The sequence below is a fragment of the Actinobacillus vicugnae genome (assembly GCF_901687125.1).
Lineage (GTDB): Bacteria > Pseudomonadota > Gammaproteobacteria > Enterobacterales > Pasteurellaceae > Actinobacillus > Actinobacillus vicugnae.
In genome coordinates this window covers 111551-130478 of the sequence record NZ_CABFJY010000033.1, presented here as the reverse complement: position 1 = coordinate 130478, position 18928 = coordinate 111551, and the positions used below count along the sequence as shown (strand labels likewise).

15 protein-coding genes are annotated in these 18928 nt (G+C 38.8%); 11 read left to right on the top strand and 4 right to left on the bottom strand.

What is annotated here, in order from left to right:
* Positions 1-1125, top strand: a complete 1125-nt coding sequence (locus F8M47_RS07875; protein ID WP_150539566.1) for an ABC transporter permease — start codon at positions 1-3, stop codon at positions 1123-1125.
* A gap of 3 nt (positions 1126-1128) precedes the next feature.
* The gene (locus F8M47_RS07870) at positions 1129-2529 is read left to right on the top strand and encodes an efflux transporter outer membrane subunit (RefSeq protein ID WP_150539565.1); all 1401 of its coding nucleotides are present in this window, start codon (positions 1129-1131) and stop codon (positions 2527-2529) included.
* Between the two features lie 149 nt (positions 2530-2678).
* Here the strand turns inward: F8M47_RS07870 and adhE are convergent, their stop codons facing one another.
* Positions 2679-5294 carry a bifunctional acetaldehyde-CoA/alcohol dehydrogenase gene (adhE, locus tag F8M47_RS07865; RefSeq protein ID WP_150539564.1) on the bottom strand — a complete coding sequence of 872 codons (2616 nt, stop codon included), beginning with the start codon at positions 5292-5294 and terminating at the stop codon, positions 2679-2681.
* Between the two features lie 267 nt (positions 5295-5561).
* Between adhE and hemC the strand changes: the two genes are divergently transcribed.
* The 4 genes from hemC to F8M47_RS07845 are packed head-to-tail and all read left to right on the top strand — an operon-like array spanning position 5562 to position 9915.
* Positions 5562-6488: a hydroxymethylbilane synthase gene (gene hemC, locus F8M47_RS07860; RefSeq protein WP_150539563.1), complete on the top strand. Its 927-nt coding sequence runs from the start codon at positions 5562-5564 to the stop codon at positions 6486-6488.
* A gap of 4 nt (positions 6489-6492) precedes the next feature.
* Positions 6493-7257, top strand: coding sequence for a uroporphyrinogen-III synthase (locus F8M47_RS07855; RefSeq protein ID WP_150539562.1), 765 nt, complete (start codon positions 6493-6495; stop codon positions 7255-7257).
* Positions 7258-7266: 9 nt separating this feature from the next.
* The gene (locus F8M47_RS07850; protein WP_150539561.1) at positions 7267-8652 is read left to right on the top strand and encodes a uroporphyrinogen-III C-methyltransferase; all 1386 of its coding nucleotides are present in this window, start codon (positions 7267-7269) and stop codon (positions 8650-8652) included.
* Positions 8653-8664: 12 nt separating this feature from the next.
* A complete protein-coding gene (locus F8M47_RS07845; protein WP_150539560.1) occupies positions 8665-9915 on the top strand; it encodes a heme biosynthesis protein HemY in 1251 nt (416 codons plus the stop codon).
* A 58-nt stretch (positions 9916-9973) separates the two neighbouring features.
* Here F8M47_RS07845 and F8M47_RS07840 read toward each other — a convergent pair whose 3' ends face one another.
* The 3 genes from F8M47_RS07840 to F8M47_RS07830 all read right to left on the bottom strand — a co-directional run bounded on the left by F8M47_RS07840 (position 9974) and on the right by F8M47_RS07830 (position 12633).
* Positions 9974-10840, bottom strand: coding sequence for a DUF808 domain-containing protein (locus F8M47_RS07840; RefSeq protein WP_150539559.1), 867 nt, complete (start codon positions 10838-10840; stop codon positions 9974-9976).
* 79 nt (positions 10841-10919) lie between these two features.
* Positions 10920-11189, bottom strand: a complete 270-nt coding sequence (gene rpsO, locus F8M47_RS07835; protein ID WP_014991115.1) for a 30S ribosomal protein S15 — start codon at positions 11187-11189, stop codon at positions 10920-10922.
* A 136-nt stretch (positions 11190-11325) separates the two neighbouring features.
* The gene (locus F8M47_RS07830; protein WP_150539558.1) at positions 11326-12633 is read right to left on the bottom strand and encodes a cation:proton antiporter; all 1308 of its coding nucleotides are present in this window, start codon (positions 12631-12633) and stop codon (positions 11326-11328) included.
* A gap of 275 nt (positions 12634-12908) precedes the next feature.
* Here F8M47_RS07830 and F8M47_RS07825 point away from each other — a divergent pair, with 275 nt between their 5' ends.
* The 5 genes from F8M47_RS07825 (at position 12909) to F8M47_RS12290 (ending at position 18827) form a co-directional block, all read left to right on the top strand.
* Positions 12909-14786: a SurA N-terminal domain-containing protein gene (locus F8M47_RS07825; protein WP_150539557.1), complete on the top strand. Its 1878-nt coding sequence runs from the start codon at positions 12909-12911 to the stop codon at positions 14784-14786.
* 116 nt (positions 14787-14902) lie between these two features.
* Positions 14903-15556: a YchE family NAAT transporter gene (locus F8M47_RS07820; RefSeq protein WP_150539556.1), complete on the top strand. Its 654-nt coding sequence runs from the start codon at positions 14903-14905 to the stop codon at positions 15554-15556.
* Positions 15557-15570: 14 nt separating this feature from the next.
* Positions 15571-17121, top strand: coding sequence for a peptide ABC transporter substrate-binding protein (locus F8M47_RS07815; RefSeq protein ID WP_150539555.1), 1551 nt, complete (start codon positions 15571-15573; stop codon positions 17119-17121).
* A 3-nt stretch (positions 17122-17124) separates the two neighbouring features.
* Entirely contained in the window at positions 17125-18222 is a 1098-nt protein-coding gene (gene apbC, locus F8M47_RS07810) for an iron-sulfur cluster carrier protein ApbC (RefSeq protein ID WP_150539554.1), read from the top strand.
* A 38-nt stretch (positions 18223-18260) separates the two neighbouring features.
* Positions 18261-18827: a hypothetical protein gene (locus F8M47_RS12290; protein WP_244298099.1), complete on the top strand. Its 567-nt coding sequence runs from the start codon at positions 18261-18263 to the stop codon at positions 18825-18827.
* Positions 18828-18928 lie beyond the last annotated feature (101 nt).

Below are 18928 nucleotides of genomic sequence, written 5' to 3'. Positions count from 1 at the left end.
ATGATTCGCTGGCTAAAAAATATGGCGTACCTTGCCATGAAAGAACTTAAAAGCCTTGCAGGCGATCCTGTAATGATGGGGTTGATTCTCTATATGTTTTCCGCCGCACTCATTACCATTGCAAAACAAGGAATGACGGATGTGAAAAATGGCTCAGTGGCAATTGTGAATTACGATCATTCGGTGCTGTCTTATCGCTTAAAAGATGCGTTGATTATGCCCTATTTTAAAAAAGTGGAGGATATTGAGGCGCATCAAATCGATCGCTTAATGGATACGGGGCAGTACACCTTTGTGGTAGAAATTCCGCCAAATTATCAAACTGATATGCTGGCAGGGCGAGCGCCGAAATTACAAGTTTTAGTTGATGCAACCGCGATAACACAAGCCAGCATTGGTGCGAGTTATTTAAATACAATTTTTAGCCAAGAAATTCAGCGTTTTTTAAAGAACAGCTCACAAGTTGCCCCAATTCAAGCTACTACGAATGTGATGTTTAACCCTAATTATTCAAGCGAGTGGTTTATGGGTTCAACCCAAGTAGTGGGGAATTTAACTCTGCTGACTTTGCTTTTGGTGGGGGCAGCCGTGATTAGAGAGCGAGAGCGAGGCACGTTGGAACACTTATTAGTGATGCCGATTCGTTCAAGTGAAATTGCGGTGGCGAAAATTGTGGCGAATGGTTTAGTATTGTTGGCAGTTTCCTCTGTGGCATTAAGGGTGATCACCAAAGGTGTGCTAGGTGCGCCTTTTGATAACAAGGCAATTGCATTATTTGCGCTAGGTGTGGCGATTTTCTTATTCTCTATTGCCTCATTAGGTATTTTATTGGCAGTGATGGCTCCAACCATGCCACAATTTGCGCTTTTAGTGTTGCCTGTGTATGTGGTGATGTATCTGCTTTCTGGCACAACGTCACCAATTGAGAATATGCCCGAATTAGCCCAAAAACTGACGCAATTCTCTCCAACAACGGTGTTGGGTTCTTATGCTCAAGATGTGTTATTCCGCGGTGCAGGGCTTGAGCTGGTGTGGATACATTTAGTGAAAATGGCGTTATTAGGCGGGCTATTTTTAAGTATCGCTTTGTGGCAATTTAAATCAATGCTTTCAAGACAAGGATAAATTATGAAAAAATATAAATTAACTGCCATCGCAATTTTTGTATCAATTTTGACCGCTTGTCAGCTTACCCAAGTAGAACAGCAATCCTCGGTTGCTGTGCCTACTCAATTTGACCAAGCACAAGTTGTTAAAGGTTCGGCAGAGATTCAACAATGGTGGCGTAACTGGCATGATCCACAACTGATTCACTTAATTGAACAAGGCTTGGAAGCGAATTTAGACATTAAACTGGCGCAAGCACGTCTAAATGAAGTGCAAGCGAATAGTGATTACGCTGAAGCTGATCGAGGTATTAATGTTGGCGCAAGTGGTTCAGCGGGGGCTGGCGTGAGTAATGTAAACACCAAAATCATTAACCCAAGCCGTTCGGATTCTCGCAATGCCTATGGTGGCATCCAAGCCTCGTGGGAGCCTGATTTCTTTGGCAAAAAACGCAGTGATGTTGATGTGGCGCAAGCAATCGTGTTTAGCCAACAAGCGCAAGTGTATGCGGCTCAGCTGTTAGTCTCTAGCCAAATTGCGGATAATTATTTTCGCATTCATGCATTAGAAAAGCGCCATGCGATTATTGGGCAGAATCTTGCTACTTTAACCGAGCTAAAACGCTATATTCAAGGACGATTTAATGCAGGGCAAGCCAGTGCCTATGAAGTCAATGAAATCAGCACACAAATCAGCGCACTGCAAGCCAGTCAAGCAACATTAAAAGCACAAGCGGATATTTATGAGCGCAACATCGCCGTGTTGTTAGGGCAATCGCCACAAGGTTTCCATATCGTAAAAAATGGCAATCCATTAGCCAATATCCCTCAGGCACCTGCGGGACAATATCCAAATAGTGTGATTGAACGTCGCCCTGATTTACAAGCTAGCCAGTACCAAATTCAAGCGATGGCAGCGAAAGTGGCGAGCGCAAAAGCGGATCTTTATCCTCGCTTCGACATTAATTTCTTGGGGCAGGGGGGCTATATTAAATTAGATAATGAGCTCTCACATTTATCAGGTTTAGCAGGGCTTGCCAGTGCAGGTGTGCAGTTGCCGATTTTTACTAACGGACGTATTCAAGCAAACATTGACGGTGCAGACGCACGTTTAAAAGCGGCAGTGATTCAGTATGATAAAACCTTGCTCACCGCATTAGCGGAAGTGGATTCAGCCTATCAAACGCAATACAGTTTAGTGAATCAAACCAACTTACTGAAAACCGCCTACACGCAGGCAAATAAACAAGCCAGTGATGCGCAAACGTTGTTTAAACACGATGAAAAAACGCTGGACGTTGCCTTGCGAGCGAAAATTTCAGCGCTTAATTATCAAGAGCAAATCGTGCAATCTCAACTTGCTCAAGCGCAAAATTTAATTAGCCTCTACAAAGCGCTTGGCGGAGGCTGGCAGGCACAATGATCAGCAAAAAGCGGTTGAATTTTACAGATTTTTTGCAATGGTAAAATTTCATTAAAATATGACCGCTTGTAAGTAGTAAACAATAAAGGGCTAACTGATGTTAGCCCTTTCGTTTATTTATCAACCGTTATTAGGTGTTCGCTTATTTATTATTTACCGTAATAAGCTTTGGTCATGATTTCTTCCATATCTTCAACCATTGCTAAGCGAGGATTTGCAGGGGTGCATTGGTCTTCAAATGCGTTTAATGCAAGTTCACGGCGAGCGCTCAAGAACTCTTGTTCATCAATACCTTGTTCACGTAATGACATTTTTACGCCACAACGCACAGCTAAATCATGTACGGCTTTTGCGTAAGATTCTACCGCTTCTTCTGGGGTCGTAGCAGGTAAACCTAAAATACGAGCAATATCTTGGAAGCGTTTATCCGCAACATAGTTGGTATATTTCGGCCAAGTGGCGACTTTAGTTGGGCGAGTACCGTTATAACGAATAACGTGTGGTAATAAAATCGCATTGGTACGTCCATGAATAGTATGGAATTTACCACCGATTTTATGCGCCATTGAGTGACAGATACCTAAAAATGCATTTGCAAATGCCATACCAGCCATGGTTGATGCGTTGTGCATTTTTTCACGTGCAACTTCATCAAACTCTTTCACTGATTTTTCTAAGTTTTCAAATACCAATTTAATTGCTTGTAACGCTAAACCATCAGTATAGTCGTTAGCTAGAATTGAGGTATAAGCCTCAGTTGCGTGAGTTAATACGTCTAAACCTGTATCTGCTGCAACGTGAGAAGGTACAGACATAACTAATGCGGGATCTACAATTGCTACGGTTGGTGTTAATGAGTAGTCCGCTAATGGATATTTAATATCGCCATCAGTGATTACTGCAAATGGTGTTACTTCAGAACCAGTACCAGATGTGGTTGGAATACCAACAAATTTTGCTTTGCGACCTAATTGTGGGAATTTAAACGCACGTTTACGAATATCCATGAATTTTTGAACTAAATCACGGAAATCAACTTCTGGCTGCTCATAGAATAACCACATTACTTTGGCCGCATCCATTGGTGAGCCACCACCTAACGCAATGATAGTGTCAGGTTGGAAGCTACGCATAAGCTCTGTACCACGTTGTACTGTTTGTAAACTTGGGTTTGGCTCAACATCAGTAAATAATTGAATCATCACTTTATTACGGCGTTGGCGTAACTGCTCTGTAATGCGATCAACAAAACCAAGATCTACCATTGAACGGTCGGTCACGATCATCACTTTATCTGCATTTTTCATTGATTTGAGATATTGAATAGAGTCACGTTCGAAGTAGATTTTTGATGGAACTTTAAACCATTGCATATTATTTCTCCGTCTGCCCACACGTTTAATATTAATTAAGTTCACTGCACTTACGTTGTTACTTACAGAGTTTTTACCGTAAGAACCACAACCTAAGGTGAGGGACGGAAGGAATGAGTTATAAACATCGCCAATACCACCGAATGTTGAAGGCGAGTTCCAAATTACCCGAATCGCTTTTACTCGTTCACCAAATGTTTTCGCTAATTCAGCGTTTTGTGTATGAATTGCCGCAGAGTGACCTAAACCGTGGAAGTTCACCATTGCTTCAGAAAGTTCTAAGCCATGTTCAGTTGAGTTAGATTTTAATAGTGCAAGCACAGGTGATAATTTTTCACGGGTAAGTGGTTCGCCTTCGCCGACGAATGCACATTCTGCAAGCAAGATATTAGTTTTTGTTGGAACAGTGAAACCTGCTTGTTCTGCAATCCACGCAGCAGGTTTACCTACTACTGCAGCATTTAATTTTGCGCCTGCACAGTTTTCATCGTTCGCTTTATCAACACCAAAAATAAATTTTTCTAATAGTGCTTTTTCTTTTTTGTTTACCAGATATACACCGTAAGATTGCATTTCTTTAACGAAGTCAGCGTAGATTTCTTTATCTACGATAGCCGCTTGTTCAGAAGCACAAATCATACCGTTGTCGAAAGATTTTGACATTACAATGTCATATACCGCTTGTTCTAGTTTTGCGGTTTTTTCAACATAAGCAGGAACGTTACCTGCCCCTACACCTAACGCTGGTTTTCCGCAAGAATATGCCGCTTCAACCATTGCATTACCGCCTGTTGCAAGAATGGTTGCAATGCCTGGATGTTTCATTAATGCTGAAGTCCCTTCCATTGATGGGGTTTCGATCCATTGGATACAGTTTTCAGGCGCACCAGCGACTATTGCAGCATCACGTAAGATTTGTGCGGCGTGCGCTGATGATTTTTGTGCTGAAGGATGGAAAGCAAAAACGATAGGATTACGGGTTTTGAGGGCGATTAACGCTTTGAAAATGGTTGTTGAGGTTGGATTAGTCGTTGGTGTGATACCACAGACAACGCCGACAGGATCTGCAATTTCTGTAATACCAGTGACATCATCTTCACTAATTACACCTGCGGTTTTTAAATGGCGCATATTATTAACGACATATTCACAAGCAAATAAATTTTTGGTTGCTTTGTCTTCAAATACACCTCGACCTGTTTCTTCATAAGCATGCATTGCGAGAACGCCATGTTTATCCAGTGCCGCCACAGAGGCTTTTGCAACAATATAATCCACTTGCTCTTGGTTTAATAAACGAAATTCGTCTAGTGCTTTTAAACCTTTTTCCACAAGTGCATTTACTTCTGCTTGAGCATCATATGGTTGTGCATTTTTTGCATTGTTAGCCATAGTTTGGTTCCTCTAAAGTTTAAAATTTCAAATTTTTTTAACTGGTGAAATTATTGCCTAAATGACATTAAATTTCATTTAATTTAATAACTCTTTAGAAGTATTTTTGATCTGTATCAAAAATAAAATGGTAGGTAATTTATTCGAAACGAATAAAAAACATACTATTAACATCGCATTAACTTTGCACAGAAATTTTGGAAGTTCTGCTAATTAATGGTAGGATAACAATATTTATATAAATAGAATAAAGTTGTGTAATTAGCTATGAAAGAGATTTTGCGTATTGCAACGCGCCAAAGCCCTCTGGCACTTTGGCAAGCAAACTTTGTAAAAAGTGAATTAGAAAAACGTTTTCCAGAACTCTCCGTTGAATTAGTTACTATGGTAACAAAAGGCGATATTATTTTAGATACTCCGCTTGCTAAAATTGGTGGTAAAGGTTTATTTGTAAAAGAATTAGAATTAGCGCTATTAGAAAATAGAGCTGATCTTGCAGTGCATTCAATGAAAGATGTGCCAATGAGTTTTCCTGAAGGTTTGGGATTAGCGGTGATTTGTGAGCGAGAAGATCCTCGTGATGCATTTGTTTCAAATAAATATCAAAATTTAGATGAATTACCAGCAGGTGCTGTGGTAGGTACTTCTAGTTTACGTCGCCAATGTCAGTTAATGGCAAAATATCCGCATTTACAGGTGAAATCTTTACGAGGCAATGTTGGAACACGTTTAGCAAAATTAGACAATGGCGAATACGATGCAATTATTCTTGCTTCTGCTGGTCTGATTCGTTTAGCAATGTCAGAACGTATTCGTAGCTTTATTCCTGTTGAACAATCTTTACCTGCAGCAGGGCAAGGTGCTGTAGGGATTGAAACACGAGTGAATGATGAGCGAGTGTTAAATTATCTTGCAGCATTAAATCATTATCCGACCGCTTGTTGTGTGACTGCTGAGCGTGCGATGAATACTCGCTTACAAGGTGGCTGCCAAGTACCAATTGGCGGTTTTGCAACGTTAAATGGCAATAAAATTACCCTAAATGCACTGGTTGGCGCACTGGATGGCTCGCACATTATTCGTGCTTCTGGGATAGCAGATATAAATCAAGCAGAGCAACTTGGTATTTCTGTTGCAGAGCAATTACTTGCACAAGGCGCGGATAAAATTCTCGCTGAAATATATAAAGACTAATTATATGAATGTGTTAATTACTCGCCCCGATCAGCGAGGGCTGGAATTAGTGGAAATGTTGAATCAGCATCAAATTTTTGCGATTCATCAGCCATTATTTACGATCGAAGCTGGGGTAGAACTTCCCCAGCTTCCGTCGGTTATGGCTCGTTTAAATGCAGGAGATTACGTATTTGCTGTTTCTAAACATGCGATCGATTTTGCTTCGGCAACATTAGAACAAACAGGTTTTCATTACCGTTCAGATTTAAATTATTTTGCAGTAGGGCAACAATCGGCACAATATTTTTCAGCACGTAGTGAACAGCCTGTGCGTTATCCAATTACATCTGAAAATAGCGAAGGTTTATTGCAATTAGCAGAAATGCAAGCACTAAGTGGTAAAAATTTATTGATATTACGTGCTGAAACAGGGCGTGATTTGCTGGCAGAAAAGGTAAGTTCTCTCGGTGCAGAAGTTCAATGCTTGGAATGTTACCGTCGAAAATATGTTGAAGAAAATCTGACCGAAAAAATCAGCTTATGCAAACGGGTTGGGGTTGATACGATTGTGGTAACAAGCGGTCATATTTTAACGATGTTATATGAACAAACAGCAGAAAATGACCGTATTTGGCTAAATGAATGCCGTTTAATTGTGGTTAGTCAGCGTATTGCAAACATGGCATATAAATTAGGGTGGAAGCAGAATCACGTGATTCTCTCCGAAAAAGCAGATAATAATAGTTTGCTAGAAACCGTATTGAAAGAGATCGAAAAATCGAACTAAGGTGGGCGTATGTCAAAAGATAAACAGGTGATTGAACAAGCAGAAGAGGTTGTGGAAAGCACAACGTCTGAAGCAAAACAAGCGGTCGAGTCTGATAAGGAGTTTGCAAAAAATCCTGAAAAATTAACCGCTTATGATACGGATAAAGGGGATATTAAAATGGATTCGAAAACAGAAGAGAAAACAGTGATTGTTCAAAAGTCTGGCGGAAAAGCGATCGCAATTTTAGCCTTATTGGTTGCAATGGCTGTCGGTGGCGCAGGTCACTATATGGCAAATAAAAAATTCAACGAAGTTGAACAACAAATTGCACAATTAGCGGGCAAACCTGTTGAAGCTTTAGGTGAACTTCCAACTTTTGAGGCGGAAAAAGCACAACTGACAGAGTTAGCCGACAGCTATCAAAAAGCGTTGGAGCGAATTAATCAATTGGAGCAAAACCAATCTGCTTATACGAACCAAATTACTCATTTACAAACGCAACTCCAAAATGTGAGTGGAATGCCTCAATCAGATGCCGTGGTATGGAAATTATCTGATGCAGATTTCTTATTAAACAATGCGTTACGTAAATTAGTGCTCGATAATGATATTGATACAACTAAAAGCCTGTTACAAGAAGCTGATGCTGTGCTAGCGCAGGTGGCTAACGGGCAGGTTGATAATATTCGTGCCGCAATTAAGAATGATTTAGCGCAATTAGCGAATGTGAATAATGTTGATCAAAATAGCATTATGCAGCATTTAACTACGTTGGCGAATAATTTAGATGATTTACCAATGTTAGCCAATGAATCAAGTGAAGAGCCTGTGATTGCAAGCGGAGAAGTGAGTGATTCAATTCAAGATTGGCAAAACAATATCAAGAAAAGTGTAGATTCATTCTTAGATCACTTTATTCGTGTAAGCGATCGTAATAAAGCCGATGAAAAGGCGTTTGTGGCACCAAACCAAGAAATTTATTTACGTGAAAACATTCGTTTACGCTTACAAATTGCGATTTTAGCGGTGCCTCGTCAACAAAATGAATTGTACAAAAAATCATTAGATGCCGTTGGCACTTGGATTCGTAGCTATTTTGATACGCAAAATGAAAATGTGAAAAACTTCTTGAAAGAGTTAGATGAATTAACTGAACAATCTGTTTATGTAGATGCACCAACACGTTTGCAAAGCTTAGAATTGCTTGAGCAGTTACTCAATAAAGCGCCACAAGCGGTTGAAAAGATTGAAATAAAAGCAGAAAAAGAATTAACGAATCCAACTTCTGCAGAAGATAAAAAAGTGGAAGCTGCAAGCGAACCACAAGCAACCCCAGCAGAGCAAAAGCCCGCTGAGAGTACACCTGCAGAGTCATCTGTAGAACAACCAGTACAGCAACCTTCTGCACAATAGGAGAAATTATCTATGTTTAGAGTGCTTTTCTTAATGCTTCTGCTTTTAGCAGGGCTGATTGCTGGTCCGTATATTGCGGGTAGTCAGGGTTATGTGCGTATTGAAACAACAGACAAAGTGATCGAAATGAGCATCGTAATGTTGGTTGTCTTTTTTGTTGTTGCAATGGCGGTGGTTTATTCGGTGGAATGGATAATCAGTCGTTTCTGCCGTTTAAGTAAAGGTTCATATAATTGGTTCTTTAATCGTAAACATAAAAAAGCTCAGCAAGAAACCTTAGAAGGTTTAATCAAAATGAGTGAAGGCGATTATTCAAAGGCAGAAAAATTATTTAGCAAAAATGCCAAACATGCAGATGAGCCTGTATTAAATTTACTTAAAGCTGCTGAAGCTGCTCAGCAAAGAGGAGATGAATTTAATGCTAATAAATATTTAATTGAAGCAGGTGAATTAGCAGGCACTAATAATGTTGCAGTGGAATTAGCACGAACCAAAATTTTAATGCAACAAGGCAAATTACCAGCGGCTCGTAGTGCGATTGATAGTTTAATTGAGTTAGCGCCTCGTAATACAGAAGTATTGCGTCTTGCGATTCAAATCTATAAAGACTCAAAAGCTTATAATGCATTAGATAGTGTTTTAGAAGATATTGGTCCGCGTAGTTTCTTATCAGCAGAAGAATATGAATCATTAGAGCATTTTGTGGATGATGGTCTGTTAGATGAAAAAATGAATGAAGAAGGTCAAGACGGTTTATTAACTTGGTGGGAAAATCAACCAAGTCGTCGCCGTAAATCTATCTATGTACGGACAGGGTTAATTAAACGTTTAATTGATACCGATGATCACGAATCAGCACAAGATATTGCGCTAGAGACTGTGAAAAAATATGAAGATGAACAATTATTGCCATTGCTTGAGCAGCTCACACGTTTACAAGTTGCAGAAGATAGCAAATTAGTCAAAGTATTAGCGAAGCGAGCAGAAAAAGCGGATGTTCAATATTCGGATGATTATGCAAGAGCATTAGGTTATATCTATACTCGTGAAGGCGTGTTTGAAAAAGCGAAACATTACTTTTCGCAATTACTTGAGCATCGTGAGTGTGTGCCAAATGATCGTATTATGGCATTACATGTTGCAGAGCAAACACACGATAGCGTATTAGCAAATAAAATTCGTGAGATTAATCTAAGACAAGTGAGTATGGATAAGAAAAACGATACTCAGGAAACTACAGCTTTAGTTGATAAATCAGTTTAGCAGTGAGATCTAAAAAAGCCGTTTATCGTAAGATAAGCGGCTTTTTACGCGTGATAGCTTAATGTTGCTTAGCAAATATTTTCATCAAAGGTAAAATAATTGCACAGCAAATGAGACCCACCACAATACCAACAACAAAATCAACTAAACTTGCGAATTGGCTTGGAATGGCTAGCTGTTCTGCTAAATGGTGGATTTCAGCAATATTATGCGAGAAAATCCCGCCTCCGACTAAGAACATCGCAATGGTGCCAATCACAGAAAGCGATTTCATAAACCAAGGCATAATAACTAATAATGCTTTTCCGATAGACTGTGACAGCCCATTTTTCTTCTGCATCAACCATAAGCCGATATCATCTAGTTTGACAATTAGACCAACCAAACCATAAACAAAAACGGTAATACCAATCCCGATACTTGAAAGAGCAATGATTTTGATCATCGTTGATGATTCTTGTAGCACGCCTAATGCGATAATAATAATTTCGGCTGATAAAATAAAATCAGTACGGACTGCACCTTTAATTTTATCTTTTTCTGAAACCTGTTCTTCCGCAGAATCCGTATGTGACTCATCTTTATGTAGGAATTTGTGCAATAGCTTTTCTACACCCTCAAAGCATAAGTAGGCTCCACCAATCATTAGTAATGGCAGAATGGCTTTTGGTAGATAAATTGAAAGCAGCAGAGCAAGAGGAATTAATATCACTTTATTAATTAATGAGCCTTTCGCTACACTCCAAACAATAGGTAATTCTCTATCAGGGCTGATATTTTTGCCACTTACTTGATTTGCATTCAGAGCTAAGTCATCTCCGATTACTCCCGCAGTTTTCTTGGCTGCGACTTTGGTCATTACAGATACATCATCAAGCACTGCAGCAATATCATCTAATAACGTAAATAATGAACTAAATGCCATTTATTGTTTTCCTTAATAAGTCCATTTAGAAAAAAACCGAGCTAAATAATAGCTCGGTTCTTCTGATTGCAATTCGAAATTAGCGACGTAAACCTAAACGTGCGATAGTTTCTGAATATTTAGCAAGATCAGTACGTTTTAAGTAGTCTAATAATTTACGACGACGTGAAACCATACGTAATAAACCACGACGACCATGGTGATCTTTTTTGTGCGCAGCAAAGTGTGCTTGTAAGTGGTTGATTTGTGCAGTTAATAATGCAATTTGAACTTCTGATGAACCAGTGTCTTTTGCATCACGACCAAATTCAGCAACGATTTTTGCTTTTGCTTCTACGCTTAGAGACATTTTAATATCCTTTTCTTTAAGGGTTGATAATACATCCTTCGCCGATCTCTAACTCAGCGAGGACAGGAAGCGCAAATTCTAAAGATAAAGCGGTCAAATTTCAACAAAAATTTGCAAGTCGCTTTGAATCCTTTAATTAATGATGATTACTTGGTTGTAAATATTCTTCTTTATTTGGATCAACCGTTTTGGATTTACGAATCATTGGTTCAACGGTTGAGCCTTGAACTAAAATTGAGAACATTACTACCGCATAAGTCATCACAAGAATTAAATCTTTCACATCAACATCACCAGCAAAGGCAACTTTACTTGGAATTGCAAGCGCCATAGCTAATGCTAAACCGCCACGTAACCCACCCCAAGTCATAATTTTTAGAGTGTATGGATTATAAGTACGGAATTGCTGCATTGCCTTAAACGGAATCCATAAACTTAGATAGCGTGAAGCTAAGCAAACAGGAATAGCTGCAAGCATTAAAATGACGCCATAAATATTGAAATCGACTAATAATAGTGCGAAACCAATAAGGAAAAATAATAATGAGTTAAGGAAGTGATCAATCATTTCCCAGAAGTGGTCAAGATAGCGTTGGCTTTGCTCAGAGAAGCCCGAACGACGTGTCCAGTTACCGATCATAATGCCTGAAACTACCATCGCTAATGCGCCAGATACGTGCAAAATATTGCTCGCAAACATAAAACCTGCAGTTGGAATGGTTAGCGTGATAAGCATTTCCATTGAACCATCATCGGTTGATGAAATTAAAATATGCGCAATAAAACCAAGCACGAAACCAAATAAAATCCCGCCGATAGCTTCATGCATAAATAATCCCATAATGCCAGAGAAGCTTGCTTCTTGCCCCCCAAAGGCTACTGCAAATACGGTAACGAAAATCACCAAACCAACACCATCATTAAATAATGATTCGCCTTCTACTTGCATAGATAAACGTTTTGGTGCTCGTAAATTTTTGATAATCGCTAACACAGCAATTGGGTCGGTTGGGGAAATGAGAGAACCAAAAACGACACAATAAATGAAATCCATTGGTAAGCCAATAAGGTGAGCGATACCCCAAATTAGGCTTGCGATAAAGAAGGTTGAGGCGAGAGTAGAAAATAAAGCGAAGGTAGTGATTTCCCATTTCTGGTCTTTTAATACAGGGAGTTTTACTCCAAGTGAACCTGCAAACAGCAAGAAGCCAAGAATACCGTTGAGTAAAAAGCTTTTGAAATCAATTTGTTCCATTACTTCTTTAGCAATTGTGTCGATATTAAACCAACCTAATGATCCCAATCCCCAAACAAGTAGAGAGCAGATCATTGCTGCAGCGGAGATTGCAATAGTTGATTGTACTTTTGCGCTAATTTTACTAGTAATGAATCCGAGCAAAATAGACAGCGCCGAGAGGAAGCAAATATATGCGTAAATGCCCATAGGTAATCCTGTCGATGTGAATAAAATAGAAAGAAATGAGAGCGCCAAAAATAAGGCTTATGAAGTGTGAAATTAAAGCAACTTTCAGCGTTAAAGTAAAGAAAAAAGACGAACTTCAGTATCTGTAAGCGGTCTGATTTGTGCTGAAATTTACTAATAAATTTGTACAAAAGTAGCGAATTTCAGATTTGAGAATTACACACTTTACAGTATAATCGCTACAATTTTTTGCATATAAACAAGGTCAATAGACCATTACATTTAGGAATCTATCAATGATTGGAAAAATGCATGAGCGGACAAATGGTCCCGTTTTTAAAATTATTTTTGCATTAGTCTCTTTATCTTTCGTGATTACAGGGATTGGTACAGGGCTTGCAGGTGTAGATACTTCAGCCGTAAAGGTAAATGGCACTGCGATTGAGCAACAAGCGTTTAATGCGGCGAAAAGTCGCCAACAAAATATTTTAAATACCCAAATGGGTGAGCGCTTTTGGGATCTATTAGATACACCTGAGTATGCTCACCAATTTAACCAATCGGTATTAAATGGCTTAATTGATGATGAGCTTCTGCGTCAATATGCGCAAAATTTAAAATTAGGCATTAGTGCAGAACAAATTAAATCAGAAATTGTAAATAGCCCAACATTCCAACGAGATGGTAAGTTTGATAATCAATTATATCAACAAACGCTACGTAATAATGGCTTAAGTGCTGACGGTTATGCAGCGATCGTTAATGAGGGAATGTTATTCTCACAAATTCAAGAAGGGATTATCGGTAGCCATTTTTCAGTGCCAGCAGAACAAGAGCGTTTAGCGAAATTACTCTTACAAAAACGTGAAGTACGTTTAGCAACTTATTCTGTTGTAGCAGAAGCTCAAAATCAGACCGCTTCTGCAGAAGAGTTACAAACTTATTATAATGCTCACAAAAATGCATTTGTTGAACCTGAAAAATTAACGGTTGAATATGTGACTTTAACTCCAGAAAATGTTGCAAAAAATGTACAGGTTACAGATGAACAAATTGCAACTTACTATGAAAAAAATAAGGTAGATTACCTAACCAAAGGTGAAGTTCACCTTGCGCATATCCAACTTGCAAATGAAGTGGATGCTAAAGCGGTTGAACAGCAACTTGCTAATGGTGCAGATTTTGCAACGCTTGCCAAAGAAAAATCAGCAGATAAATTATCAGCCACACAAGGCGGTGATTTAGGCTGGGCAAAAGCAGGTACATTTCCGAAAGCATTTGAAGATGTGGCGAATAATTTACAAGTTGGCGCAGTAAGCCCAGCAGTAAGAGTTGATGGCGCTTATCATATTATTAAAGTACTAGAGCGTAAAAATGAGCAAGTAATTCCGCTTGAGCAAGTAAAAGAAAATATTGCGAAAACAATTCGTAATGAATTAGTACTAACAGAATATTCAAATCTTGCGAGAGAAATGGCAAACAAAGCGTTTGAAAATAACGGTTCGTTAGATGGTGTTGCAGAAGTAGCTGGCTTAGCAGTTCACAAAACAGCACCATTTAACCAACAAAATGTGCCAGCGGAATTAAATAATGAAAAAGTGTTAAAAGCATTATTTAGCGGTGAATTACGCCAAAGCAGTCAAAATTCCGATGCGTTAGACATTGGTGATGAACATAATCCGAAAACAATGTTTGTGCGTGTGAGTGATTACCAAGCAGAACGTGTGAAAACCTTAGACGAAGCAAAAGCTGAGGTAGAAACTGCGGTTAAATTACAAAAAGCAGAGCAAACTTTGCTAGCGACAGCGCAAGAAAAGGTAACTGCCTTAGCAAATGGTCAAGTAGCAGATGTACAATTTGGTACAACGCAAGCTTTAGTTTATGCGCAAGCGCAAGGACAACAACCTGTATTAGCACAAACAGTGTTTTCAATGGCAAAACCGACCAACAAAGCGAGTTATATCGTTGCTCGTGATGAAAAAGGTGATGTTGTGATTGTCGCTTTAGATAAAGTAACAGACGGAAATATTGATGAATTTAAACCGCTTGTTGCGCAGTTTAATCAAGCAGATCAATTAATGTTACGTAATGATTTATTAAAAGATTTACGAGCAAAAGCCTCAATTGAAATGAATGAAGATTTTATGCAACAATTAGGTTCATCTTCACATTAATTCACGCCGATTAGTATGAACGCCTAAAACATTGAGTTTTGGGCGTTTTTATTTTGTCACGAGAGAGTATCCCCGATATAATGCAAATTTTGTTTTGTGTGTAAAAGTAGGTTTATGTGGAAATAGTGATTAATTTTGCCATTTATCTTCAATTTTTTATCGGTTTATTTGCGATTGTGAACCCTTTTGGTTCTTTGCCTATTTTCTTTAGTATGACGAGCCATCAATATGAGGCTGAACGTAATCATACAAGTTTAGTTACTGCAATTTCTATCGGCGTTATTTTGTTGGTGAGCTTATTTTTTGGCAAACTGATTTTAGATGCGTTTAGCATTTCTTTAGATTCGTTCCGAGTGGCGGGCGGTTTTTTGATTGTGAGTATCGCAATGACGATGATTAGCGGTAAATTGGGTGAACATAAGCAAAATAAAGAAGAGAAAAACGCTGATGTCAGTGAATATGAAAATATCGCAGTAGTGCCGTTGGCAATGCCAATTATGGCGGGTCCTGGTGCAATAGGTTCAACGATTGTTTGGGGAACGCGTTACAATCACTGGATTGATTACCTTGGATTTAGTCTTGCCATCGTCGCATTTGCAGCGGTTTGTTATATTTTATTCCGTTTCTCTGCACCATTAGTAAAAAGATTAGGTAAAACAGGCTCTAATGTGGTAACACGTATTATGGGCTTGATTTTAATGGCATTAGGGATTGAAATCATTGTGGCAGGTTTAAGTAATCTATTTCCTGGTTTAACATCAATTCATTAATTAAGGTTATACAGATGCTTTTTCTTAAACAAGCGGTCAAATTTGGGCGATTTTTTGCAATTTGTGCAGTAGGCGTAGGCTTACTGTCTGCTTGTGATCAAAAAAAGACACACATATCATCCGCAAAAAATGCACCATTAGAAATACCTATTATTGATAAGAGCGTATTAAAGCGAGCGGTATATAGTAAACAATTAAATGTAGATACGCACTTTATTCAAACTGCCGAAGAAGCCGCGCTAGCACGTGATATCTTTGCGGGATTAGTTGAGTTTAATGAAAAAGGTCAGATTGTGCCTGCACTTGCCAAAAGCTGGTTTAGTGAAAATAATCAGGATTGGTTATTTATCTTAGATGATAATGCCAAATGGTCAAACGGTGAAAGTGTAACTGCAGAGGACGTGGTTGCAAGCTGGCAACGCTTAGCTGATCCCAAAAATGCTTCGCCTTTAGCGCCTTATCTAACTTATATGGCAATCGAGAATGTGAAAGAGATTGCCGAAGGCAAAAAGCCAGTGAGTGAGCTTGGGGTTAAAGCGTTAAACCCGCATACCTTACAAATTAGGTTAACTAAAAACAATTCGCAGTTTGTGAAAATGCTTGGACATTCAGCCTTGTTACCAAGCTTTAAAGGCGAAGTTCCAAGTCTTAGCAATTTGATTAGCAGTGGTGAATATCGAGTGGTAAGTGCGAATGATAAGTTAGTTAAACTAGAAGCGGTCAAAAATGGCTTAGATTTTGCAAATGTAGAACACCACGCGATAGAAGAATTACAAGCGATCAAACAATTTGATGTGTTGGAAAATCCGCTACAAAGCCAACAGCATAACATTTGGGAATTTCCACGTTTGTGCACCTATTACTATGAGTTTAATTTTGCCGATCCGCAGTTAAAGAAAAAAGAAGTGCGTCAGGCGCTTAAAGCGATTGTGCTTTCGGCGCGTATTCCACATTTATATGGTGTAGCCAATTTTTCGGTGTTACCGATAAATATGCAAACAGAAGTGACACGCCAATGGGCGCCAGTGGTGGTAGAACCATTACTGGCAAAAGCGGGGATTAATTTACAAAACCCACTGAAGCTTAGCTTGCTATATGATGATCATGGCAGACATAGTGTGATTGCTAACCAAATGGTACGCACGTTAGGGGAATCAGATTTACTACAAATCCAACCAAGAGGGGTAAACTGGGAGCAATTTCTTGCCCTGCGTGAGCAAAAAGATTTCCAATTAAGCCGTGCTGGTTGGTGTGCGGAATATGCAGATCCGCTACCGTTCTTATTACATTTCCATTCACAAAGCCCTGATAATAAAAGCAATTATGTGAATACAATGGTGGATAAGCAATTAGAACAATTGCAAGCAGAAAATTTATCGGAGACGCAGCGTAAGCAATTAATTCAAAATATCGTTCAGCAACTAGAGCAGGATGTGGCAATTTTGCCAATGTTCCAATATCATCGCAAAATTGCGTTAGACTCCACCATTTTAGGTATTGATCTAAATAACGATAGCGAAGTAATTTATAGTAAACATTTATATCGAATGAAGCCCAAGGATTAATCGATGAATCAACTTAACGAACAGCAATTAAGTGAAATTAAATTTGTACTTCAAAATTTCACTCACCCTACTTTACAAAAAGATTTAATCGCCCTGAATACCCTTAAAAAGGCCGAGCTAGGTGCGGGTATTTTGCGTTTAGAACTCACTATGCCTTTCGCTTGGAATAGTGGTTTTGAAGCGCTAAAAGCAGAAACTGAGGCAAAACTCAAACAAGTGACTGGCGCAAGCGAAGTGAAGTGGGTATTAAATTACCAAATTGCGACTTTAAAACGTGCCAATAATCACCCTGCAGTAAACGGCGTGAAAAATATTATTGCGGTAACTTCAGGCAAAGGTGGGGTAGGTAAATCCACTACTTCGGTAAACCTTGCTTTAGCATTAAAAGCGCAAGGTGCGAAAGTGGGGATTTTAGATGCGGATATTTATGGTCCTTCTATTCCACATATGTTAGGTGCACAAGATCAGCGTCCAACGTCGCCTGATAATAAACACATTACTCCGATTGAAGTTTATGGTATTCAATCAAATTCTATCGGCTATTTAATGGCGGAAGATAATGCAACCATTTGGCGTGGTCCAATGGCAAGTTCTGCATTAAGCCAACTATTGAACGAAACATGGTGGACGGAATTAGATTATCTTGTGATCGATATGCCACCAGGTACAGGTGATATTCAGCTTACCCTTTCACAGCAAATTCCTGTAACAGGAGCGGTAGTGGTGACTACTCCGCAAGATATTGCGTTATTAGATGCGATCAAAGGGATTTCTATGTTCCAAAAAGTATCGGTGCCGGTATTGGGCATTATTGAAAATATGAGCGTGCATATTTGCCAAAATTGTGGTCATCATGAGGATATTTTTGGCACAGGTGGAGCAGATAAAGTGGCGAAAAAATATGGTACAAAAGTGTTAGGACAAATGCCATTACATATTCGTTTACGCCAAGATTTGGATGCAGGTACACCAACAGTGGTTGCCGCACCTGAGCATGAAACCAGCCAAGCCTATATCGAATTAGCGGCAAAAGTGGCTTCGGAATTATATTGGCAAGGTTCGGTTATCCCGTCTGAAATTATGATTCGTGAAGTGAAATAAGAGGGGCTTACCAACAACTACATAAAATAAAACAAGCGGTGGGATTTGCGAAAAAATTTGCAAATCCTACCGCTTTTTTATTCGTACTATTTAATATTGGACAGATATCTGATATTGTCAGATATTTTTTTATAGCAAAAGATTCATTAATTAATTTAAGTCCTCAAGCTCGTATCTTAGTAGATTTAAAACCGGGTAAATATTCTAAAGCGCAGATATTAGAAATACTAGGTTATACTAAAAACGGTGCAAATATAAAATTTGCAGGTGAGATACAAGCTTTAGGCTTTTATGATGATAATAAAGGTGACTTATTGGCACAGGCTTACCTTTGGAATACTACAGGGTTTAAAATTCGGGATAATGTAAAGGGGCAATCTGGACGAGATTTATATTTTGTCATTGAAAAATCAGGAAAACGCTATATTGAGAATTTTGGAATTGAACCGCTCAACAAAGAGGAAGATTTTGATTTTAAAGGTGGTTTTTGGTCAAACCTAGTTAATTTAGGCTTGGAAAGTATTATTGATCCGTCTGGAATTGGTAAAACAGTAGGTATTGATTTTATTGGTGAGGTCGATACTTATACTTTAGATGAAGTTTAGTTAGAATAAACTGGCACAATTTTAATAGATTGTGCCAGTTTATTTTTTTTACAAGAATTTGTTATTTAGAAAATCTACACATTTTGTATATGTGAATAATA